This window comes from Streptomyces sp. NBC_00440 (assembly GCF_036014215.1).
Classification (GTDB): domain Bacteria; phylum Actinomycetota; class Actinomycetes; order Streptomycetales; family Streptomycetaceae; genus Streptomyces.
Genome location: NZ_CP107921.1, coordinates 2,986,815 through 3,009,906, shown reverse-complemented (window position 1 = coordinate 3,009,906; position 23,092 = coordinate 2,986,815). Strand labels below are relative to the sequence as shown.

17 protein-coding genes are annotated in these 23,092 nt (G+C 69.6%); 9 read left to right on the top strand and 8 right to left on the bottom strand.

Features of this window, described 5'->3' with window-relative positions; all coding sequences use genetic code 11:
• Positions 1-78: 78 nt before the first annotated feature.
• Both hpf and OHB13_RS13450 read left to right on the top strand, forming a co-directional pair.
• Complete coding sequence (hpf, locus tag OHB13_RS13455) at positions 79-768, top strand: ribosome hibernation-promoting factor, HPF/YfiA family (RefSeq protein ID WP_266856429.1); 690 nt, start codon at positions 79-81, stop codon at positions 766-768.
• Between the two features lie 221 nt (positions 769-989).
• Positions 990-1,736 (top strand): response regulator transcription factor, encoded by a 747-nt coding sequence (locus OHB13_RS13450; protein WP_328377250.1) that lies wholly within the window; start codon positions 990-992, stop codon positions 1,734-1,736.
• Between the two features lie 59 nt (positions 1,737-1,795).
• Here the strand turns inward: OHB13_RS13450 and OHB13_RS13445 are convergent, their stop codons facing one another.
• Both OHB13_RS13445 and OHB13_RS13440 read right to left on the bottom strand, forming a co-directional pair.
• On the bottom strand, positions 1,796-2,980 hold the full coding sequence (locus OHB13_RS13445) for a winged helix-turn-helix domain-containing protein (RefSeq protein WP_328377249.1): 1,185 nt from the start codon (positions 2,978-2,980) through the stop codon (positions 1,796-1,798).
• A 172-nt stretch (positions 2,981-3,152) separates the two neighbouring features.
• The gene (locus OHB13_RS13440; protein WP_328377248.1) at positions 3,153-3,728 is read right to left on the bottom strand and encodes a GNAT family N-acetyltransferase; all 576 of its coding nucleotides are present in this window, start codon (positions 3,726-3,728) and stop codon (positions 3,153-3,155) included.
• A gap of 280 nt (positions 3,729-4,008) precedes the next feature.
• Between OHB13_RS13440 and secA the strand changes: the two genes are divergently transcribed.
• Positions 4,009-6,822, top strand: coding sequence for a preprotein translocase subunit SecA (secA, locus tag OHB13_RS13435; protein ID WP_266856438.1), 2,814 nt, complete (start codon positions 4,009-4,011; stop codon positions 6,820-6,822).
• Between the two features lie 90 nt (positions 6,823-6,912).
• Here the strand turns inward: secA and OHB13_RS13430 are convergent, their stop codons facing one another.
• Positions 6,913-7,311: an Rv3235 family protein gene (locus OHB13_RS13430; protein WP_328377247.1), complete on the bottom strand. Its 399-nt coding sequence runs from the start codon at positions 7,309-7,311 to the stop codon at positions 6,913-6,915.
• A gap of 349 nt (positions 7,312-7,660) precedes the next feature.
• Here OHB13_RS13430 and OHB13_RS13425 point away from each other — a divergent pair, with 349 nt between their 5' ends.
• From OHB13_RS13425 to OHB13_RS13410, 4 genes are all read left to right on the top strand, one after another.
• Positions 7,661-8,167, top strand: a complete 507-nt coding sequence (locus OHB13_RS13425; RefSeq protein ID WP_328377246.1) for a DUF6912 family protein — start codon at positions 7,661-7,663, stop codon at positions 8,165-8,167.
• 158 nt (positions 8,168-8,325) lie between these two features.
• Positions 8,326-9,018, top strand: a complete 693-nt coding sequence (locus OHB13_RS13420; RefSeq protein ID WP_328380283.1) for an HAD family hydrolase — start codon at positions 8,326-8,328, stop codon at positions 9,016-9,018.
• Between the two features lie 344 nt (positions 9,019-9,362).
• Positions 9,363-14,345 carry an NAD-glutamate dehydrogenase gene (locus OHB13_RS13415; protein WP_328377245.1) on the top strand — a complete coding sequence of 1,661 codons (4,983 nt, stop codon included), beginning with the start codon at positions 9,363-9,365 and terminating at the stop codon, positions 14,343-14,345.
• Positions 14,346-14,610: 265 nt separating this feature from the next.
• Positions 14,611-14,766: a hypothetical protein gene (locus OHB13_RS13410; RefSeq protein ID WP_328377244.1), complete on the top strand. Its 156-nt coding sequence runs from the start codon at positions 14,611-14,613 to the stop codon at positions 14,764-14,766.
• Between the two features lie 75 nt (positions 14,767-14,841).
• On the opposite strand, the gene OHB13_RS13405 is transcribed toward OHB13_RS13410, so the two are convergent.
• Both OHB13_RS13405 and OHB13_RS13400 read right to left on the bottom strand, forming a co-directional pair.
• Entirely contained in the window at positions 14,842-15,657 is an 816-nt protein-coding gene (locus tag OHB13_RS13405) for an ABC transporter ATP-binding protein (protein WP_328380282.1), read from the bottom strand.
• Between the two features lie 52 nt (positions 15,658-15,709).
• Positions 15,710-16,603, bottom strand: coding sequence for an ABC transporter permease (locus OHB13_RS13400; RefSeq protein WP_266861032.1), 894 nt, complete (start codon positions 16,601-16,603; stop codon positions 15,710-15,712).
• A 220-nt stretch (positions 16,604-16,823) separates the two neighbouring features.
• Between OHB13_RS13400 and OHB13_RS13395 the strand changes: the two genes are divergently transcribed.
• Positions 16,824-17,447, top strand: a complete 624-nt coding sequence (locus OHB13_RS13395; protein WP_328377243.1) for a TetR/AcrR family transcriptional regulator — start codon at positions 16,824-16,826, stop codon at positions 17,445-17,447.
• A 146-nt stretch (positions 17,448-17,593) separates the two neighbouring features.
• Positions 17,594-19,594 carry a glycosyltransferase family 2 protein gene (locus OHB13_RS13390; RefSeq protein ID WP_328377242.1) on the top strand — a complete coding sequence of 667 codons (2,001 nt, stop codon included), beginning with the start codon at positions 17,594-17,596 and terminating at the stop codon, positions 19,592-19,594.
• A 110-nt stretch (positions 19,595-19,704) separates the two neighbouring features.
• Here OHB13_RS13390 and OHB13_RS13385 read toward each other — a convergent pair whose 3' ends face one another.
• The 3 genes from OHB13_RS13385 to OHB13_RS13375 form a co-directional block, all read right to left on the bottom strand.
• Entirely contained in the window at positions 19,705-20,502 is a 798-nt protein-coding gene (locus OHB13_RS13385) for a class I SAM-dependent methyltransferase (protein ID WP_328377241.1), read from the bottom strand.
• Positions 20,503-20,818: 316 nt separating this feature from the next.
• Positions 20,819-21,622 carry a carbohydrate ABC transporter permease gene (locus tag OHB13_RS13380; protein ID WP_405755901.1) on the bottom strand — a complete coding sequence of 268 codons (804 nt, stop codon included), beginning with the start codon at positions 21,620-21,622 and terminating at the stop codon, positions 20,819-20,821.
• 119 nt (positions 21,623-21,741) lie between these two features.
• A complete protein-coding gene (locus OHB13_RS13375; protein ID WP_328377239.1) occupies positions 21,742-23,091 on the bottom strand; it encodes a carbohydrate ABC transporter permease in 1,350 nt (449 codons plus the stop codon).
• Position 23,092: the final 1 nt, after the last annotated feature.

Sequence of the window (23,092 nt, the reverse complement as noted above, 5' to 3'; positions counted from 1 at the left end):
CTCCGGTGCTCACCGGGGTCTGGTGCAAGAGGGAGCTGCTCCGCCGCTGAGCGGAGCGATCCGGGAACGGAGTTCTGCGTGGACATCGTCGTCAAGGGCCGCAAGACCGAGGTACCCGAGCGGTTCCGCAAGCACGTCGCCGAGAAGCTGAAGATTGAGAAGATCCAGAAGCTGGACGCCAAGGTGATCAGCCTTGACGTCGAGGTGTCCAAGGAGCCCAATCCGAGGCAGGCCGACCGTTCGGACCGTGTGGAAATCACGCTGCACTCCCGAGGCCCGGTGATCCGGGCGGAGGCAGCGGCAGGCGACCCGTACGCAGCGCTGGATCTGGCCACAGGCAAGTTGGAGGCGCGGCTGCGGAAGCAGAACGAGAAGCGCCACAACAGGAGGGGTGCGGGCCGCATTTCGGCGGCCGAAGTCGTCGACGCGGTGCCGGACACGGCGCCGATCAACGGCAACGGTGAGTTCACCGCCGACCTGGCGACCCAGACCATTCCGACCACCAGGATGGGTTCGCTCGAAGTCCAGGGCGAAGGACCGCTGGTGGTACGCGAGAAGACGCATATCGCAGCAGCGATGTCGCTCGACCAGGCGCTCTACGAGATGGAGCTGGTGGGGCACGACTTCTACCTGTTCGTCGACGCGGAGACAAAGGAGCCCAGTGTCGTCTACCGGCGGCACGCCTACGACTACGGTGTCATCCACCTGACGACCGACCCGCTCGCCGACATGGAGGCGGCCGGCGCCGGCGGTGCGCTCGGCGGATGACTCCATTACCCGTCGCGGTGCCCCTGGACGTGTATATGCGCGCCGGGGGCTCCGCCGTGCGGTAGGGATCGGTGCGGGGGATCGGGGCTGGGGACCACCGTTCCGTCGTTCCGGCATGAAATCATGGGCGCACGCGCCAACCGGGCTTCTGTGAGCTGCGGTTGGTGTCGTAGGTGAACGTCGTACATGAACTTCGGGCCCATGCTTCAGGGGGAGGAACGATGGCGGACCGCTTCGGTCCCGCACACGACCGGGACGAGGACCCCATGGACCATGGTGCGGCGGACCATGGTGGGGCTTCGTGCAAGGAGCCGATCCGGGTCCTGGTGGTGGACGACCACGCGCTCTTCCGGCGCGGTCTGGAGATCGTTCTCGCGGCTGAGGAGGACATCCAGGTCGTGGGCGAGGCGGGTGACGGCGCTGAAGCGGTGGACAAGGCCGCCGATCTGCTGCCCGACATCGTGCTGATGGACGTACGGATGCCCAAGCGCGGTGGCATCGAGGCCTGTACCTCCATCAAGGAGGTGGCACCCAGCGCGAAGATCATCATGTTGACGATCAGCGATGAGGAGGCCGACCTCTACGAGGCGATCAAGGCCGGGGCCACCGGCTATCTCCTGAAGGAGATCTCGACCGACGAAGTGGCGACGGCTATCCGGGCGGTGGCCGACGGGCAGTCCCAGATCAGCCCCTCCATGGCGTCGAAGCTGCTCACCGAGTTCAAGTCGATGATCCAGCGCACCGACGAGCGCAGGCTCGTACCGGCGCCGCGGCTCACCGAGCGTGAGCTGGAGGTGCTGAAGCTGGTGGCCACCGGGATGAACAACCGGGACATCGCCAAGGAGTTGTTCATCTCCGAGAACACCGTGAAGAACCACGTCCGCAACATCCTGGAGAAACTGCAGCTGCACTCCAGGATGGAAGCCGTGGTCTACGCGATGCGCGAGAAGATCCTCGAAATCCGCTGAGGCACCCGCTGAAGGCACCCGCTGAGCGCATCCGCTGGGGGAGTGGATGGCCGGGGTCGCTACCGGGCCGCGTCCAGTGTCCCGGTCAGGGCCGTTGCCAGCGGGGCCCGCAGCTCCGGTTCGTTGATGCGCTCCACCCGCACGTCCGTGCACCCCACCCAGCCCGCGGCTTCGGCCAGCGCCTCGGCCATCGGCCGCACCGTCTTCCGGTCGGCCAGGGAGATCTGCCTGGCCACCAGGGTGGTGCCCTCCCGCGCGGGGTCGACCCGCCCCACCAGCTTCCCGCCGGCCAGCAGCGGCATGGAGAAGTAGCCGTGGATCCGCTTGGGCTTCGGCACGTACGCCTCCAGCCGGTGGGTGAAGCCGAAGATCCGCTCCGTACGGGAGCGTTCCCAGACCAGTGAGTCGAACGGCGAGAGCAGCGTCGTACGGTGGCGGCCGCGCAGCGGGGACGACAGCGCCTCCGGATCCGCCCAGGCCGGTTTGGACCAGCCCTCGACCTTGACCGGGACCAGGCCCGAGTCCGCGACGACCGCGTCGAACTGCTCGGCCTTGAGGCGGTGGTAGTCCGCGATGTCCGTACGGGTCCCCACCCCCAGGGACTTACCCGCGAGCGCGACCAGCCGCCGGACACACTCCAGGTCGTCCAGCTCGTCATGGAGCAGCGGGCCGGGGATCGCGCGCTCGGCCAGGTCGTACACCCGCTTCCAGCCGCGCCGCTCGGTGCACACCACCTCTCCGTACATCAGGGCCCGCTCGACCGCGACCTTCGACGCCGACCAGTCCCACCACTCGCCGCCGTTCTTCGCGCCGCCCAGTTCGGTGGCCGTCAACGGCCCCTCCGCGCGCAGCTGCTTGATCACGGTCTCGTAGGCCGACTCGGGCAGCTCGTGATTCCAGTGCGGGCGGTCGCGGTAGGCGCGGCGGCGGAAGGCGAAGTGAGGCCACTCCTCGATGGGCAGGATGCAGGCCGCGTGCGACCAGTACTCGAAGGAGCGGCCCCCCGACCAGTACGCGTCCTCGACGGTCCTGCGCCCGACGGCGCCCAGCCTGGCGTAAGGGATGAGCTCGTGCGAGCGCGCCAGGACCGAGATGGTGTCCAGCTGCACCGCGCCGAGATGGCGCAGCACCCCGCGGACCCCGCCCCGCCGGTCGGGCGCGTCCAGGAATCCCTGGGCTCGCAGCGCTGTCCGGCGGGCTTCGTCGGCGGAGAGTTCGACGGCTGGGGGCGGCACAGGAGTCATGCCCCGAACGATAGGGGGCAGCACTGACAGTCGGGGGCGGGCCGGTGGATCCGGATCAGGAGCGGTGGACCTGGTCAGGACCGGCGGATCCGGATCAGTGGAGCAGGCGGATCGCGGTGCGGGGGCCCGGGCGTGCAGGGGGCGGATGCGGTCCGCGTGCAGGCGGCGCGGTTCACGGCCCTGCCGGAAGGTACACGTGTTCCGTGGGCAGCCCCAGGTCGGAGGGGAGTATCGCGCCCAGCCAGGCGTCTCGGCGGGTGCCCTTGTTGAGGAGGTCCGCGCGCAGCACCCCCTCGACGCGGAACCCGGCCTTCTCCGCCACCGCCCGCGACCCCGTGTTGCCGACCTCGGCCCGCCACTCCAGCCGCTCCGCGCCCAGCTTGGTCAGCGACCAGTGCGTGAGTACGGTCACGGCCTCGGCCATGTATCCGTTGCCCCGGTGCTCCTTCGCCATCCAGAAGCCGATCTCCCAGGTGCCTGCCTGTCCGCGCTGGAACACGGAGATCGCACCGATCAGCCGGACGTCCGCGCGGGTCAGTACGGCGAAGGCCAGACTGGTGCCCGCCCGCCAGCCGTCCGGGACCATCCGTACGGTGAAACTCTCCGCGTCCTCGCGCCGGTAGGGGGACGGGACGATCGTCCAGCGCTGGATGTCGGGGTCCTGACAGGCCTGGAACACGGCCTCGGTGTCAGCGGCGGTGAAGGGGCGCAGCAGCAGCCGCTCCGATGTCAGTGTTATAGGGTCCATCGGCTGATTCTGCTGCCCGTGCGGAGCAGGTGCCATGGCTTTTTCGGGGTTCTCCCGGCACCTTCCGTACGCCCCGACCGTTGTCCTGAGCGGCAGGCCTCCCGGCGCGGCGGGGTCCTCGCTTACGATGGCCGTTGCTCTACCCCGGTTTGCCGCGTGAAAGTAAGCCGGGCTCCCTGGTCGGTCTGTTTCTCCGGCCCGGGTCCGGGGGTAGCACCCCGGGAGGTTCAGACCATGAACTCGACCGCGCCAGGCCCGACCGGCAAGGAGACCAACCCCCGTGTCCGTCTTCAACAAGCTCATGCGTGCAGGCGAAGGAAAGATCCTGCGCAAGCTGCACCGCATTGCGGACCAGGTCAACTCCATCGAAGAGGATTTCATCAACCTCTCCGACGCCGAGCTGCGGGCCCTCACCGACGAGTACAAGGCGCGGTTCGCCGACGGCGAAAGCCTCGACGACCTGCTGCCCGAGGCCTTCGCGACGGTCCGTGAGGCCGCCAAGCGCGTCCTCGGCCAGCGCCACTACGACGTACAGCTGCTGGGCGGTGCTGCCCTGCACCTCGGCTATGTGGCCGAGATGAAGACCGGCGAGGGCAAGACCCTGGTCGGCACGCTCCCCGCCTATCTGAACGCGCTGTCCGGCAAGGGCGTCCACCTGATCACGGTGAACGACTACCTGGCCGAGCGCGACTCGGAGATGATGGGCCGGGTCCACAAGTTCCTGGGGCTCGAAGTCGGCTGCATCATCGCCAACATGACCCCGGCGCAGCGCCGTGAGCAGTACGCCTGCGACATCACGTACGGCACGAACAACGAGTTCGGCTTCGACTACCTCCGCGACAACATGGCGTGGGCCCAGGACGAGCTCGTCCAGCGCGGCCACAACTACGCCATCGTCGACGAGGTCGACTCGATCCTGGTCGACGAGGCGCGTACGCCGCTGATCATCTCCGGCCCGGCCGACCAGGCCACCAAGTGGTACGGCGACTTCGCGAAGCTCGTCACGCGGCTGACCAAGGGCGAGGCGGGCAACCAGCTCAAGGGCATCGAGGAGACCGGCGACTACGAGGTCGACGAGAAGAAGCGCACGGTCGCCATCCATGAGCCCGGTGTCGCCAAGGTCGAGGACTGGCTCGGCATCGAGAACCTCTACGAGTCGGTGAACACCCCGCTCGTCGGTTACCTCAACAACGCGATCAAGGCCAAGGAGCTCTTCAAGAACGACAAGGACTACGTCGTCATCGACGGCGAAGTCATGATCGTCGACGAGCACACCGGCCGTATCCTCGCCGGCCGACGCTACAACGAGGGCATGCACCAGGCCATCGAGGCGAAGGAAGGGGTGGACATCAAGGACGAGAACCAGACGCTCGCCACGATCACCCTGCAGAACTTCTTCCGTCTGTACGGCAAGCTCTCCGGCATGACCGGTACGGCCATGACCGAGGCCGCCGAGTTCCACCAGATCTACAAGCTCGGTGTCGTGCCGATCCCGACGAACCGGCCGATGGTCCGCATGGACCAGTCCGACCTGATCTACCGCACCGAGGTCGCCAAGTTCGACGCGGTCGTCGAGGACATCGCGGAGAAGCACGAGAAGGGCCAGCCGATCCTGGTCGGCACCACCTCGGTCGAGAAGTCCGAGTACCTCTCGCAGCAGCTCTCCAAGCGCGGCGTGCAGCACGAGGTGCTCAACGCGAAGCAGCACGACCGGGAGGCGCCGATCATCGCGCAGGCCGGCCGCAAGGGCGCCGTCACCGTCGCGACGAACATGGCCGGACGAGGTACCGACATCAAGCTCGGCGGCAATCCGGACGACCTCGCCGAGGCGGAGCTGCGCCAGCGCGGCCTGGACCCCGACGAGAACGTCGAGGAGTGGGCCGCGGCCCTGCCCGCCGCACTGGAGAAGGCCGAGCACGCGGTCAAGGCCGAGCACGACGAGGTCAAGGACCTCGGCGGGCTGTACGTGCTGGGCACCGAGCGCCACGAGTCGCGCCGTATCGACAACCAGCTGCGCGGCCGTTCCGGACGACAGGGCGACCCGGGCGAGTCCCGGTTCTACCTCTCGCTCGGTGACGACCTGATGCGGCTGTTCAAGGCCCAGATGGTCGAGCGCGTCATGGCGATGGCCAATGTGCCCGACGACGTGCCCATCGAGAACAAGATGGTGACGCGGGCCATCGCTTCGGCGCAGTCGCAGGTCGAGCAGCAGAACTTCGAGACGCGTAAGAACGTCCTGAAGTACGACGAGGTGCTGAACCGCCAGCGTGAGGTCATTTACGGCGAGCGCCGCCGGGTCCTGGAGGGCGAGGACCTGCACGAGCAGGTGCAGCACTTCATGGACGACACCATCGACGCGTACATCCAGGCGGAGACGGTCGAAGGGTTCGCCGAGGAGTGGGACCTGGACCGCCTGTGGAACGCGTTCAAGCAGCTCTACCCGGTGAAGGTCACGGTCGAGGAGCTGGAGGACGCGGCGGGCGACCGGGCCGGCATCACCGCCGAGTTCATCGGTGAGTCGATCAAGGACGACATTCACGAGCAGTACGCGGGCCGCGAGGAGCAGCTCGGCTCCGAGATCATGCGTGAGCTGGAGCGCCGCGTGGTCCTGTCGGTGCTGGACCGCAAGTGGCGTGAGCACCTCTACGAGATGGACTATCTCCAGGAGGGCATCGGCCTCCGTGCCATGGCGCAGAAGGACCCGCTGGTCGAGTACCAGCGCGAGGGCTTCGACATGTTCAACGCCATGATGGAGGGCATCAAGGAGGAGTCCGTCGGCTATCTGTTCAACCTGGAGGTCCAGGTCGAGCAGCAGGTCGAGGAGGTTCCGGTCCAGGACGCGGCGGAGAAGCCCTCCCTGGAGAAGGACGCGGTGCCCGCGGGTGCGCGTCCGGAGATCCGGGCCAAGGGCCTGGAGGCCCCGCAGCGGCCCGACAGGCTGCATTTCTCGGCCCCGACCGTGGACGGTGAGGGCGGTGTCGTCGAGGGCGACTTCGAGAACGAGGACGGCCCGTCCCGCTCCGAGGCGGACGGGATGACGCGCGCCGAGCGCCGCAAGGCACAGAAGGGCGGCGGCCGGCGCCGCAAGAAGTAGCGGCGGCAGCGGCGCGAGCCGCATGTCGTAGGGGCCGGGCCGGACACCGCAGAAACTGCGGTGTCCGGCCCGGCCCCTTCCGTCTTCGGGTCATACGCCGACGCGTTCGCCGCCCAGCTCCACCGCTGCGCACCGCCAGCGCAGATCGGCGCCCTGTTCGAGCCGGAACGCCATCGCCTGTACGTGCTCGCCCGAGCCGATCCTGGCGAACGCCTCGATCACGCCGGGCGCCGGGACGAACTCGCCGCAGTGGCGTACGACGGGCCGCACCCCGGGCCCCCGCAGCGGTGTGCCGGGTGCCAGCAGCACGAGCTGGTCGTAGGCCTCGCCGATGGTGTGTCCGAGCATCCAGTGGACGGGCCGCTGCCCGCTGAGCACGGCGAGGAGCCGCTCGGCGAACCAGTAGTGCGGCTTGAGCCGACGGCGCTGGATCGGGGTGGTGCCTGGCCTGTGCTGGTCGTGCCGGCCCGCCGGCCTGGTCCGCTGCATGAAGTGAGTGCCCCCGCTCTGCCGGGCCCGGTTTCGATACCGGGCGGTAGCTTCTGCTGAGCCTCTTGTACGGGGGGCGGCGAAGCTGTGGCAAGGGAGCGGGCGGTGTGCGGACGGTGCTGTTCGGGATCACCTATCCGGGTGACGGGGCCGGTGCCACGGGCGGATGCGGCGTGCTCCCGGACGTCGCCGGGTGGACGCCGTACCGGGCTGCTCCCGGCGCCACGAAGGGGGACCCGGTACGTATCCTGGGACCCTCTTCATCAGGCATCACCGGGCTCTGCCGGGCCGCCTTCCGGTCCTCCGGACGGAGCCCGGGGCGCCCATCCGACGACGAAAGCGGCCGGCCATGCGTGTGTACGTCCCACTGACCCTCCCCGGTCTCGCAGCGGCGCACGCGGCGGGCGAACTGGGCCCAGGACCGCTGACCGCCTACGCCGTGACGCCCGGCCTGCGGGAGTGGTACGTCTCCGACGACATCGAAGAGCTGGAGTACGCGGCGCTCAACCGGGCCGCATCGGCCTCGCTGCGGCTGCTGGCCGGGGCCCCGGGCATCGCCCGCCGCCGGGTGGTCGTCGCTGTCGACGTGCCGGACCAGGACGCGGTGGCCGACCCGGACCGCGGTCTCGACGCGAGTTCGCTCGGTGAGGTGCGGATCGCTTCCGCCGTGCCGCTGTCGAAGGCCGCAGCCGTCCACGCCGACGCGGACGACGCCGAGCCGGACGTCGCGGCCGCGGCTGCCGCACTGGGCGCCGCCGACCACGGTGACGACGACGCACAGTTCACGGTGGACGGCGCCGAGGACCACGAACTGCTCTGGTTCGGTGTGCAGGAGATCCCGCATCTGATCGCCTGATCCCCTGCCCGGTCACGGTCTGCGGGGTCCGTTGTCAGACCCCCCGCGTACCGTTGTCGAAGTGGGGAAAGCGGGGCACGGGCGGTGCCCCGCATGGTCCGGGAGAGGTTCGAACGGGGGGGCTGGACATGAGCGGGCTGGACATGAGCGGGCTGGACATGAGCGCGGACGTGGACACCGGGTCGGGTGCCGCACCGGCGGGGACGCACATCGTCTGGGACTGGAACGGGACGCTGTTCCACGACATCGACGCGGTGATCGGGGCGACGAACGCCTCGTTCGGCGAGGTCGGTATGGCGCCGATCACGCTGGAGCGCTACCGGGACCTGTACTGCGTGCCCGTTCCGCGGTTCTACGAGCGGCTGATGGGCCGGCTGCCGACGGACGCCGAGTGGGCCGTCATGGACGAGGCCTTCCACCGGCACTACTGGGCGCTGGCCGAAGGGGCGGGGCTCGCTCCGGGGGCGGAGCAGCTGCTCAGGGACTGGCAGGCGTCCGGGCTCACCCAGTCGCTCTGTTCGCTGGCGCCGCACGACCAACTGATACCGATCGTGCGGACGCACGGGATCGAGCGGCGCTTCCTGCGCGTGGACGGCAGGACCGGCCCGTCGAACCGGGGGAAGGCGGAGCACATGGTGCGGCACCTGGCCGGGCTCGGCGGTGTCGTTCCCGAGCGCGTCGTGGTGATCGGTGACGCGGTCGACGACGCGGTGGCGGCCGCGCACGCCGGGGCACGGGCCGTGCTGTACACGGGCGGATCGCACAGCCGGGCCAGCCTGGAGACCGCCGGGGTGCCGGTGGTGGACTCGCTGGCGGAGGCGGTCAGTACCGCACGCGACTGGGCACTCTGACCGGTTCCCGCACCTGGCCGAAGTGTCGAAGTGCGGGATGCCGACTTGTACAGATGCGGCCGGTGACGTCCACCGGTCCGGGGGCGATAGCCTAGGTCCCGTGATCAGCGCGATATCTCGCGGGGGCATTGACGCCTCTGCCCTGCGCCCGGAGCACTACGGTGTCCGGGTCATCGCTGGCACCCCTCACCCGGACCGGCCTTCGAAAATGGCCAATAACGTCGCGGGTATCTCTCAATGCGGCATAACGTCGACTTCGACCGGATACCTCGCGTCGTGGTCGTGGCGTTGCACCGCTTCTTTCACCTACGTCACGCAACGGCGCGCGACAGGAGCCAGAGGACATGCAGACCAAGCTGGACGAACCCAAGGCAGAACTGCTCGCACGCGCGGCCCAGGTGGCTGAGAACAGCCCGACCGGGGGGCAACTTCCGGGTGGGTCCACGAGCGGGGGGAGTCCGGACCGGGACACTGTCCTTGCGTACCTTGAGCGCTACTACCTGCATACCGCTCCGGAGGACATCGAGAACCGCGACCCCGAGGACGCGTTCGGAGCGGCGCTCTCGCACTACCGGCTGGCCGAGAAGCGCCCGCAGGGCACCGCGAACGTCCGGGTGCACACCCCGAGCGTCGAGGAGAACGGCTGGACCTGCAGCCACACGGTCGTCGAGGTCGTCACCGACGACATGCCGTTCCTGGTCGACTCGGTCACCAACGAGCTGACCCGCCAGGGCCGCGGCATCCACGTCGTGATCCACCCGCAGCTCCTGGTACGCCGTGACGTGACCGGCAAGCTCATCGAGGTGCTCGGCAAGGACGAGACCGGCGAGGGCCTCCACGACGCCCTGGTCGAGTCCTGGATCCATGTGGAGATCGACCGCGAGACCGAGCGCGCCGATCTGAAGCAGATCAGCACGGACCTCCTGCGGGTCCTCTCCGACGTACGGGAAACCGTCGAGGACTGGGACAAGATGCGTGACGCCGCCGTCCGCATCGCCGAGGAGCTGCCCACCGAGCCGACCGCGGCCGATCTGCCGGTACGCGAGGTCGAGGAGTCCCGCGAGCTGCTGCGCTGGCTCGCCGCCGACCACTTCACCTTCCTCGGCTACCGCGAGTATCAGCTGACGGACGAGGACTCACTGACCGCGGTGCCCGGCACCGGGCTCGGTATCCTCCGCTCCGACCCGCACCACAGCGTCGACGAGGAACACCCGGTCTCGCCGTCGTTCGGCAGGCTGCCCGCCGACGCCCGCGCCAAGGCCCGTGAGCACAAGATCCTCGTGCTCACCAAGGCCAACAGCCGCTCGACGGTGCACCGCCCCAGCTACCTCGACTACGTCGGCGTGAAGAAGTTCGACGCCGAGGGCAACGTCATCGGCGAGCGGCGCTTCCTCGGGCTGTTCTCCTCCGCCGCGTACACCGAGTCCGTACGCCGGGTCCCCGTCATCCGCCGCAAGGTCGCCGAGGTCCTCGAAGGCGCGGGCTTCACGCCCAACAGCCACGACGGCCGCGACCTGATGCAGATCCTGGAGACGTACCCGCGCGACGAGCTGTTCCAGACGCCCGTCGACCAGCTGCGCTCCATCGTCACCAGCGTGCTCTACCTCCAGGAGCGGCGCAGGCTCCGGCTCTACCTGCGCCAGGACGAGTACGGGCGCTACTACTCGGCGCTCATCTACCTGCCGCGCGACCGGTACACGACCGGGGTGCGGCTGCGCCTCATCGACATCCTCAAGGAGGAACTCGGCGGCACCAGCGTCGACTTCACCGCACGCAACACCGAGTCCATCCTCTCCCGGCTGCACTTCGTCGTGCGGGTCCCCGCGGGCACCGAGCTGACCGAGCTCACCGACGCCGACGCGGACCGGATCGAGGCCAGGCTCGTCGAGGCCGCCCGTTCCTGGGCCGACGGGTTCAGCGAGGCCCTGACCGCCGAGTGCGGTGAGGAGCGCGCCGCCGAACTGCTGCGCCGCTACGGCCAGTCCTTCCCCGAGGGCTACAAGGCGGACCACTCGCCGCGTGCCGCCGTCGCCGACCTCGGCCACCTCGAACACCTCCAGCCGGGCGAGAAGGACTTCGCGCTCTCGCTGTACGAGCCGGTGGGCGCGGCTCCCGGCGAGCGCCGCTTCAAGATCTACCGGATCGGCTCGCAGGTCTCCCTCTCCGCGGTGCTCCCGGTGCTCCAGAAGCTGGGTGTGGAAGTCACCGACGAGCGCCCGTACGAGCTGCGCTGCGCCGACCGTACACATGCCTGGATCTACGACTTCGGGCTGCGGATCCCGCAGATCGAGGGCGTGGGCGGCGACCACCTCGCCGACGACGCGAGGGAGCGCGTCCAGGACGCGTTCGCCGCTTCCTGGACGGGCGAGGCGGAGAACGACGGTTTCAACGCCCTGGTGCTCGGCGCCGGGCTGACCTGGCGGCAGGCGATGGTGCTGCGCGCGTACGCCAAGTACCTGCGCCAGGCCGGATCGACCTTCAGCCAGGACTACATGGAGGACACCCTCCGCAACAACGTCCACACCACCCGGCTGCTCGTCTCGCTCTTCGAGGCCCGGATGTCGCCGGGCCGCCAGCGGGCCGGCACCGAGCTGACCGACGGGCTGCTCGAAGAGCTCGACGGTGCGCTCGACCAGGTGGCGAGCCTGGACGAGGACCGCATCCTGCGCTCCTTCCTCACCGTCATCAAGGCGACGCTCAGGACCAACTTCTTCCAGAGCGCCGACGAGAGCGGCGACCGCAAGGGCCGGGGCACCGAGCAGGGCACGTACCACCCGTACGTCTCCATGAAGTTCGACCCGCAGGCCATCCCCGACCTGCCCGCGCCGCGCCCGGCGTACGAGATCTGGGTGTACTCGCCGCGCGTCGAGGGCGTGCACCTGCGGTTCGGGAAGGTCGCCCGAGGCGGGCTGCGCTGGTCCGACCGGCGTGAGGACTTCCGTACGGAGGTGCTCGGCCTGGTCAAGGCGCAGATGGTCAAGAACACGGTGATCGTGCCGGTCGGCGCCAAGGGCGGCTTCGTCGCCAAGCAGCTGCCCGACCCGTCCGTGGACCGGGACGCCTGGATGGCCGAGGGCATCGCGGCGTACAAGACCTTCATCTCCGCGCTGCTCGACATCACCGACAACCTGGTGGCAGGCGAGGTCGTGCCGCCCACCGGTGTCGTACGCCACGACGAGGACGACACCTACCTCGTCGTCGCCGCCGACAAGGGCACCGCGACCTTCTCCGACATCGCCAACGCGGTCGCCGAGTCGTACGACTTCTGGCTCGGGGACGCCTTCGCGTCCGGCGGCTCCGCCGGCTACGACCACAAGGGCATGGGCATCACGGCCCGCGGCGCCTGGGAGTCCGTCGAACGGCACTTCCGGGAGCTCGGCCACGACACCCAGACCGAGGACTTCACCACGGTCGGCGTCGGCGACATGTCCGGCGACGTCTTCGGCAACGGCATGCTGCTCTCCGAGCACATCCGCCTGGTCGCCGCCTTCGACCACCGGCACATCTTCATCGACCCGACCCCGGACGCGGCGACGTCCTACGCCGAGCGGCGCAGGCTGTTCGAGATGCCGCGCTCCTCGTGGGCCGAGTACAACACCGCCCTGCTCTCGCCCGGCGGCGGCATCCACCCGCGCAGCGCCAAGTCGATCCCGCTCAACGCACATGTCCGTGAGGCGCTCGGCATCGAGTCGGGCGTGGCCAAGATGACCCCGGCCGACCTGATGAGGGCGATCCTCAAGGCCCCGGTCGACCTGGTGTGGAACGGCGGCATCGGGACGTACGTGAAGTCCTCCGCCGAGTCCAACGCGGACGTCGGCGACAAGGCCAACGACGCCATCCGGGTCAACGGCGAGGACCTGCGCGCCAAGGTCGTCGGCGAGGGCGGCAACCTGGGTCTGACCCAGCTCGGTCGTATCGAGTACGCCAGGTCGGGCGGCGACGGCACGGGCGGCAAGATCAACACCGACGCGATCGACAACAGCGCGGGCGTGGACACCTCCGACCACGAGGTGAACATCAAGATCCTGCTCAACGGGATGGTCACCGAGGGCGATCTGACCGTCAAGCAGCGCAACAAGATCCTCGCGTCGATGACCGACGAGGTCGGCGCCCTGGTCCTGCGCAACAACTACGCGCAGAACACCGCACTCGCCAACGCCGAGTCCCAGGCGCCGTCGCTCCTCCACGCCCACCAGCGCTTCATGCGCAGGCTGGTCCGCGACGGACATCTGAACCGGGCGCTGGAGTTCCTGCCGACCGACCGCCAGGTCCGTGAACTGCTCAACGCGGGCAAGGGGCTGAGCCAGCCCGAGCTGGCCGTGCTCCTCGCGTACACCAAGATCACCGCCGCTCAGGAGCTGATCACCACCGATCTGCCGGACGACCCGTACCTGCAGAAGCTGGTGCACGCGTACTTCCCCAAGCCGCTGCGTGAGCGCTACCCCGAAGCGATCGCGGGGCACGCCCTGCGTCGCGAGATCATCACGACGGTCCTGGTCAACGACACGGTGAACACCGGTGGTTCGACCTTCCTGCACCGGCTCCGGGAGGAGACGGGCGCCTCGATCGAGGAGATCGTACGGGCGCAGGCCGCGGCCCGTGAGATCTTCGGCCTGGCCGAGGTGTGGGACGCCGTCGAGGAGCTGGACAACAAGGTCGCGGCCGATGTCCAGACCCGTATCAGGCTGCACTCGCGCCGGCTCGTGGAGCGTGGTGCGCGCTGGCTGCTCGGCAACCGTCCGCAGCCGCTCGACCTGAGCGAGACCATCACCTTCTTCACCGAGGGTGTGTCGAAGGTCTGGGGCGAGCTGCCGAACCTGCTCAAGGGCGACGACCTGGAGTGGTACCGGGGCATCCTGGACGAGCTGACCGCCGCGGGCGTGCCGGAGGAACTGGCCGGCCGGGTGGCCGGGTTCTCGGGGGCCTTCCCCGCGCTGGACATCGTGGCGATCGCCGACCGTACGCACAAGGACCCGATGGCCGTCGCCGAGGTGTACTACGACCTCGGCGACCGGCTGGCGATCTCCCAGCTGATGGACCGGATCATCGAGCTGCCGCGGGCCGACCGCTGGCAGTCCATGGCCCGCGCCTCCATCCGTGCGGACCTGTACGCGGCGCACGCCGGGCTCACCCTCGACGTGCTCTCGGCGGGGAACGGCGCATCGAAGCCGGAGGAGCGCTTCGAGGCCTGGGAGGAGAAGAACGCGTCGATCCTGGGCCGTGCGCGCACCACGCTCGACGAGATCCAGTCCTCGGACGCCTTCGACCTGGCGAACCTGTCGGTCGCGATGCGGACGATGCGCTCGCTCCTGCGGACGCACGTCTGAGGCGCTGAGGCGCCTGAGGCGTCGGAGCATGATGCGGGGGCCCGCCGCGTGCGTGCCCGCGTGGCTCTCGGCGGGCACGCCGTGTGCGTGCCCGCCCGCGTAACCCAGGGGGCACGCGCCGTGCGTGTGCCCCCGTCGCGGCCCTGGCCCCGGCCCGTCTGTTGTCAGTACAGGCGGGCCGGGGCCGCTGCGTCTCCCCGTAGCGGTAGCGGATCGCGATGGCGATTGCGGCGCCGGGCCGTGGTCTGCTGCCGGGGAGCTGCTGATGCTGCCGGGGCCCGCGCCCGTGCTGTACCGGCTGATCACCGGGAACGGTCTGCCCGCGGGCTGCCGGCCGGGTGCGGCCGCGATGCCGGCGGGCGGGGAACGACCGGACCGGGTGCTGCTCCGGCTCCGGAGCAGCACCCGGCGGGGCGGCTGAGTACGACGGGCATGGGTGGGCCGACCCGGCGGGGCGGCCGAGCGCAATGGGCTGGGGCCCGGGTGCCCGCAGGTGTTACTTCTTGGAGGTGAACTCCTCGTAGGCGGCGACGACTTCCTCCGCAGGGCCGTCCATCCTCATCGTCCCCGACTCCAGCCAGATGGCTCGCTCGCAGGTCTCCAGGATCGACTTGTTGCTGTGGCTGACCAGGAAGACGGTGCCCGCCGATTCGCGCAGTTCGGCGATCCGGTCCTGGCTGCGGCGCTGGAACTTCGCGTCGCCGGTGGAGAGCGCCTCGTCGATCATCAGCACGTCGTGGCTCTTGGCCGCGGCGATGGAGAAGCGCAGCCGTGCGCCCATGCCCGAGGAGTACGTCCGCATCGGCAGCGAGATGAAGTCGCCCTTCTCGTTGATGCCGGAGAAGTCCACGATCTCCTCGTAGCGGTCGCGGACCTCTTCGCGGGTCATCCCCATGGCCAGACCGCCGAGGATCACATTGCGCTCGCCGGTCAGATCGCTCATCAGGGCGGCGTTGACGCCGAGCAGCGACGGCTGGCCCTGGGTGTAGACCCGGCCCGACGCGGCGGGCAGCAGCCCGGCGACGGCCTTCAGCAGGGTCGACTTGCCGGACCCGTTGGAGCCGATCAGGCCGATGGCCTCGCCCTTGTGCGCGACGAAGGTCACCCCCCGGACGGCGTGCACCTCGCGGGTGCCGGGCCGGGGTTTGCGGGAGACGATCCGGTTGAGGGCGGAGGTCGCGCTGCCCTTGCCGGATCCGGTGCCCTGGATCTTGTAGACGATGTGGAGGTCGTCGGCGATGACGGTGGGGGCACCGAGGACCACCGGTGCCGGGGCCTGGGCCTGGGCCTGGGGCACGGTGAAGGGCGTCATGGTCGGCGTCAAGGTGTCCGTCGGGGTCGGGTTCAGGGTGTTCACCGGGTTCTCAGCCACGTCCGTACTGCTCCTCTGCCTTCCAGAAGTAGATGAAGCCGCCCACGCCTGCCACGACCGCCCAGCCGATGGCCAGCGCCCAGACGTGCGGCGGGAGCTGGTTGGCGTGGTAGCTGTCGATGAGCGCGTAACGCATCAGGCCGATGTAGACCGCGGCCGGGTTGGACTGGAGCCCCAGCAGGACGAGGTGCGGCAGGTTGTCGTGCGCCAGCACCTTCTTGATGCTCCACATCACACCCGAGACGTACATCCAGGTGCGCAGGATGAACGGCATCAGCTGTGAGACGTCCGGGGTCTTGGCCGCGAGCCTGGCCATGACCATCGAGATCCCGGTGTTGAACAGCGCCTGGAGGGCCAGTGCGGGGATCGCGAGCAGCCAGCTGATCTTCGGGTACTCGCCGAAGCAGACCAGGATGACGACCAGCGCGCCCATCGAGAACAGCAGCTGCTGGAGCTGCTGGACGGCGTACGCGATCGGGAGCGAGGCCCGCGGGAAGTGCAGGGCCCGCACCAGGCCCAGGCTGCCGCTGATGGCGCGGGTGCCCGTCTGGATCGAGTTGCTGGTGAACGTCCAGATGAAGACGCCGGTCACCAGGAACGGGATGAAGTCGGGGACGCCGTGGCTGGTGCCGAGCAGGACGCCGAAGATGAAGTAGTAGACGGCCGCGTTCAGCAGCGGCGTCATGATCTGCCAGACCTGCCCCAGCTTCGCCTGGCTGTACTGCGCGGTCAGCCGGGCGGTGGCGAAGGCGGTGATGAAGTGCCGGCGCCCCCAGGTCCTGCGGATGTACGTGAACAGCGGGGGGCGGGCACCGCTGATGGTCAGGCCGTGCTCGGCGGCCAGCGCGGCCAGATCCTGCGGGGGCTGCGGGGAGACCCTCGGAATCGCCGCCTCCGTGGCGGGCGCGTTCCGGGCTGTCGTGGGGATCACAGCATTCGCTTTCGACGGAGTTCGACGGGATTCACGGGATTCACAGGGAAGGGCGGCTATGAGCGCGCCCCCGACATACGTCGCAACGGATCCGTATCGTCGTAACGCCGAGGTTAGGACGGATCGACGTCGAAACGCAACCGTCTCGTCGCGACGAATAGGTAAACTTCTCCCCATGGCATCCCCTGATCCCCGTACGACTGAGCCCCGTACGCCCCGCCGGGCCCCCGCCGGGGCCGCCGTGCTCCGCGAGGACGTGACGGAGGCGATCCGTGCCGCCGTCTTCGCGGAGCTGGCGTCCGTCGGGTACGCGCGGATGTCCATCGAGGCCATCGCCCGCCGGGCCGGCGTCGGCAAGACCGCGGTCTACCGCCGCTGGAAGTCGAAGCTGTATCTGGTCCTCGACCTGGTCACCGCGTTCGCGGCGCAGGGCCTGCCCGCACCCGCGACCGGCTCGCTGTACGGCGATGTGCGCGCCCTGCTCGCCGTGGCGTCGACGGCGCTGCGGCACCCGGTCGCTTCCCAGGTCATCCCCGATCTGCTGGTCGAGGCCGCACGCCAGCCGGAGATCGCGGACGCGATCAAGGCGGCGCTGCTCGACAACCAGAAGGGTGTCGCCGCCGCGGTGGTCCGCGACGCGGTGGCCCGTGGCGAGCTCCCTGCCGACGCCGACCCCGCGCGGGCGCTCGAACTGATCGTGGGGCCGCTCTACTGGCGGCTCGCGGTGGTCAGGGACGACCTGCCCAAGGGCTATCTGGACGGACTCGCGGCGGCCGCGGTGGCGGCGCTCAAGGCGTGAGGGCGGCCGCTGAGCAACGGTGAAACGAGGCGGATCGGCCCTGTACACGACAGGGCCACCCGGCGGGCCGGATGTTCCCGGCGATAGTACTGTGCACCCGCAACGAGAGATCGCCGGCGCAGAGCAGTGGGAAACGAGTGCACAGCATGACGGTCAAAGTCAGCGTGATCATTCCGGTCTACAACCCGGGGCCCTACATCGAGGACTGCATCGCATCGCTGCTGAGACAGTCGCTGCCTGACGACGCATACGAAGCGATCTTCGTGGACGACGGTTCCACGGACGGCACCGGCGAGCGGCTGGACCGGCTCGCCGAGGCACACCCGCTGGTACACGTCGTCCACCAGGAGAACTCCGGCTGGTCGGGCAAGCCGCGCAACGTCGGGATCGACGCCGCACAGGGCGAGTTCGTGATGTTCGTCGACAACGACGACTGGCTGGGCGACGAAGCGCTGGAGCGGATGTACGACTACGGCGTCAAGCACGGCGCCGACGTCGTCGTGGGCAAGATGGCCGGCAAGGGGCGGCCCGTGCCGCGCGAACTCTTCCGCGTCAACCGGCCACGCGCCACGGTCAGGAACGCCCCGCTGATCGACAGCCTCACCCCGCACAAGATGTTCCGCAGGTCCTTCCTGGACGAGACGGGGCTGCGCTTCCTCGAAGGGCGCCGCCGCCTGGAGGACCACGTCTTCGTCACGGAGGCGTATCTGCGGGCGAAGAGCGTCGCCGTGGTCAGCGACTACGTCTGCTATTACCACGTCAAGCGGGACGACGCATCGAACGCGGGCTTCCGGCGCATCGAGCCGGTGGGCTACTTCCACAACCTCGGCGAGGCGCTCGACGTCGTGGAGAAGTACACCGAACCGGGGCCGCTGCGCGACAAGTTGCACCGCCGCTGGTTCCGCAACGAGATGATCGAGCGGATGCGCGGCGCCCGGCTGCTGGCCACGCCCGACGACGGCTACCGGCAGGACATGTTCCAGGAGATGCACAAGCTCGCCGTGGAGCGGTTCGGCCCGGGGGTCGGCGCGTCCCTGCTGCCCACCCAGCAGCTCGTCGGCGCGCTCATCAGGGCCGACCGCTACCAGGACGTCGAGCACTTCGCCCGCTGGGAGAGCGGCATCGCCGCGCACGCCGAACTCACCGGGCTCGCCTGGGAGGACGGCACGCTGAAGCTGGCGTTCACCGCAGGACTCAAGGCGGGGGACGAGCCGGTCCACTACGTCAGGGAGGGCGGCGACGAGCTGATCGGCCTGCCCGAGGGGCTGGACAGCCCCGAGGCGCTCGCACAGCTCGGGGTGAAGCCCCTGGCGGCCGCCGACCGGGCCAAGGCCGAACTGGTGGTACGGGAGCGGTCGAGCGCCGCCGAGTTCTACCAGCCCGTCGAGTTCACCAGGGAGCGGGTGGACGGCCCGCGGGCCGGCGAGTTCCGGCTGGTGCTGCGGGGGACGGCGGCGGTCACCCCCGGCACGGCGGCCGGCGGCGCACCGCTGGGCGCCGGTGTCTGGGACGTCCTGGTCCGTGTCCACCAGAGCGGCTGGAACAAGAACGTCAGGCTCGGCTCGGTACGGACCGAGGCGGTCACGGCCGGGCGGGAGCCGGCCGTGGTGGGCGAGCCCGCCCAGGTCGTCGTGCCGTACTGGACGGCGCACGGCAACCTCTCGCTCGACGTCGGCGCGACGACCGGCAGCCTCCGCAGGGAGTACCGGAAGCTCGGCGTGCGGGAGGTCCGGGTGATGGACGAACCGCTGCTCCTCGAAACGCTGCTGCCGCTGCACACCGAGGCCGCCGACGCAGTACCCGCCGAGCTCCACCTCACGGACCGGAAGGGCTCGGGCGACACCGTACGGGTGGCGGCGACGCTGACCACGTCCAAGGGGCGCGCGGGAACGGTTCTGTGCGCCGAGCGGCCGGCCGGGGAACTGCCCGCAGGTACCTGGGAGATGGCGGTCAGCGTCGGCGGCGAGGACGCGGAGCGCACGCCGTTGCCGCTGGTGCTCGTCGCTTCCGGGGCCTCCGGCGCGCTGACGGTCCGGCGCCCGCGCGAGAGCCTGGCGCACCGGCGGGCCCGGCTGATGCGGACGCTCCGGCGCAGTGCGCTGGGGCGCGTGGTGCGCAAGGTGCGGCGGAGGGCTGCGACGCGCTAGCGACGTGGTGTCGGGCGCGAAGCGCACGAAGGGGCGCGGAGGTCATCCTCCGCGCCCCTTCGTACGGTGCGGCCGCCGCGGCTCGTACGGTGTGGCCGCCGCGGTGCGGTTCAGTAGCCGCGCAGGGCCGCCAGCTCCTGGCGTACCGTCCGCAGGCCGGCGGTCCGGCCCCGCCTGCGGGCCAGTGCCGGCCAGATCCGGGAGCCGAGCAGGGCCTCGGGCTCGACGGCCTCCACCCGTTCGAGCAGCGCCTCCGGGACCTTCTGCGGGTCCGGCGTCAGCCACTCCTGGATGATCCCGTCGTACCCGTCCTTGAGGGTGGTGTTCGAGCGGTCCATGCCGAACACCAGGAAGACACCGGTCGGCTGGGTGTCGACCTGGACGGTGATCAGATCCGGCCGGTGCTTGGCCACCACCGGGATGAACTTGTAGACGTCCCCGGTCCAGGGGCCGGACGGCGCGACCCGGTCGCGGACGGCCTCCGCGTTGTTGCGCGGCAGCATGTCGTCCAGGACCACCACGCTCGACCAGCCGGTGAACCGCTCGGTGTTGATGAAGTCGCGCAGCGCGTACTCGAAGAGATGCATCCCGTCGATGAACGCCAGGTCGACCTGGTTGGCGCCGGTGTACGCGCCGAGCAGCGGACGGCCCTTGCGCATGTTGCGCAGCGGATTGCGACAGCTCATCAGATGACCCATCGGGTGCCGGCCGGCGAAGAAGGTGTCGCTGGTGGCCGTGATCAGCTGGAGGTCGCAGTGCAGCCGCGTCCGGATCTTCGGGGCCGGGTCGACCGCGATGCTGGGGACGCGGGAGAGGGCGAGGCTCCGCCCGTCGTTGGTCCCGATCTCCAGATAGGTGCGCGGCTTCAGCACCGCGTGCAGCCGCTGCAGGAATTCGTGCCTGTGCATGGGGGCTCTCTCACGTGGGGGGGGGATGGCACATCGTGATCAAAAGGCCATGTCGGGCTTAACGAAGGCGCCATGACGCGGTTGCGCCGGAGCACATCCCGGCCGCCCGAACCACCCTTTCGGGCACACGCCGGCCCCCGGGCCGGTACGTAACGCCGCCCCGCCCCGCCCCGGTACGCAGCAGACGGGCGGGGCCGCCCCCGTACATCCGGGAACGGGCCCGCCCGTCTGCTGCCTGACTCCGCTGCTGCCCGGCTGCTCTGCTTACCCGGCTGCTCTGCTTACCCGACTGGCAACGTCCCACCTCGACGGTGGCCTACTTCACCGCGCCCGCCATGACGCCGCTGACGAACTGCCGCTGGAACGCGAAGAACACCGCCAGCGGGATCACCATCGAGATGAAGGCGCCGGGTGCCAGCACGTCGATGTTGTTGCCGAACTGCCTGACCTGCTCCTGGAGCGCGACCGTGATCGGCGGGTGCTTGGAGTCCGCGAAGATCAGGGCGACCAGCATGTCGTTCCACACCCAGAGGAACTGGAAGATCCCCAGCGAGGCGATGGCCGGACCGCCGAGCGGCAGCACGACCCGGGTGAACAGCCGGAGCTCCCCGGCCCCGTCCAGCCGCGCGGCCTCCAGGAGTTCCCTCGGGATCTCCGCGAAGAAGTTGCGCAGCAGGAAGACCGCGAACGGCAGCCCGAACGCCACATGGAAGAGGACCACCCCCGCCGTGGTCTCGAAGAGCCCGATCTCGCCGAAGAGTTTCGAGACCGGGATCAGGGCCACCTGGACCGGCACGACCAGCAGGCCGACCACGACCAGGAACCACCAGTCGCGGCCGGGGAAGTCCATCCACGCGAAGGCGTACGCGGCCAGCGAGCCGATGACCACCACCAGGAGGGTCGCCGGGACGGTGATCATGACCGTGCTGAGCAGGGAGTCGGTGATGACCTTGTTGTCGAGGATCTTGGAGTAGTTGTCGAAGGTCAGCTGCGAGGGCGCGGTGAAGACCTTCCACCAGCCGGACGCCGCGATGTCGGACGAGCCGCGCAGCGAGGAGAGCAGCAGCCCGATCGTCGGCATCAGCCAGAACAGGCCGACCAGGACGAGGAAGACCCGCATCACGCTGCCGCCCGCGCGGGCCGCGATCCGGGAGGCCAGCGGCTCCTTCGGCTTCGCCGCCGGGACCGCGGGCAGCCGGTCGTCGGGGGCCCGTGGCGCGGGCACCTGGGCTTCGGTGGTCATCGGCGCCCCTCCTTCCGCATCCTGCGGATGTTGACGAGCATGATCGGGACGACCAGGAGCAGCAGCAGTACGGCGATGGCGCTGCCGGTGCCCAGATCCGCGTCCGTACCGAACGACGAGCGGTAGAGCTGGAGCGCCAGGACGTTCGCGTCGTCCTGCGAGGAGCCGGGCGCCACGATGAAGACCAGGTCGAAGATCTTCAGGACGTTGATCATCAGCGTGACCAGCACCACCGCGAGGACCGGAGCGAGCAGCGGGATGGTGATCCGGCGGAAGACCTGCCACTCACTGGCCCCGTCCACCCGGGCCTGTTCGAGGAGTTCACGCGGGAGTCCGGCCAGGCCCGCCGCGATGAGGACCATGGCGAAGCCGGCCCACATCCAGACGTAACTGCCGATGATCGACGGGGTGACCAGGGTCGGACCCAGCCAGTTGACGCCGTTGTACGGCTCGCGGAAGTTCGAGTCGGGGAGCCGGAGCAGCGCCCCGTCCGCCTTCGCGGGCAGCGTGAACGTACCGTCGGACGCCGCCTTGGCGCTCGCCACCACCGTGCCGCCCTTGACCGCCTCGACCGTGACGCCCTTGAGCCCCAGCTCCTTGGGGTCGATGACGTTCGGTTTGCCGCCGCCGCCCAGGGTGAAGTCCAGCCAGGCCGTGCCGGTCACCGAACCGGCCGCGGCCTTCGGGGTTCTGGCGGGCTTCGCCGACGACGGCATCTTCGTGGGCAGTACGCCGACGAGCGGCAGCCGGACCGGGGTGCCCGCGTGCACCGGCTGCCTGGTGAGGAACGAGCCACCGCCGCCGGACTTGAGCGGGGCCACCGGCAGCGGGTGCGCCCCCGGGTACCCCGCCGACTCGGCGAACGTGTCGTGCACGCCCACCCAGACGGCGTTGGCCACCCCGCGCCCCGGATCCTGCTCGTACACCAGCCGGAAGATGATGCCGGCCGCGAGCATCGAGATGGCCATCGGCATGAAGACGACCAGCTTGAACGCCGTTCCCCAGCGCACCCGTTCGGTGAGTACGGCGAAGATCAGACCGAGCACGGTGGCGACGGTCGGGGCGACCACGACCCAGATCGCGGTGTTCTTGATCGCGGTGCGGATCGCGTCGTCGGTGAAGAGGGTCTTGTAGTTGTCGATACCGATGAAGCTGGAGCCTGCCTGGTCGAAGAAGGACCGGTAGACCGAGTACCCGATCGGGTAGACCACGAGCGCGCCGAGCAGCACCAGGGCGGGCAGCAGGAAGGCGGCCGCCAGGACTTTACGTGTGCCTGTCACGCTCTTGTGCGGCTTTCCGGCGGGGGGCGCCCCGTTGAGGACGTCCCCCGCGACAGCGGAGGTCATC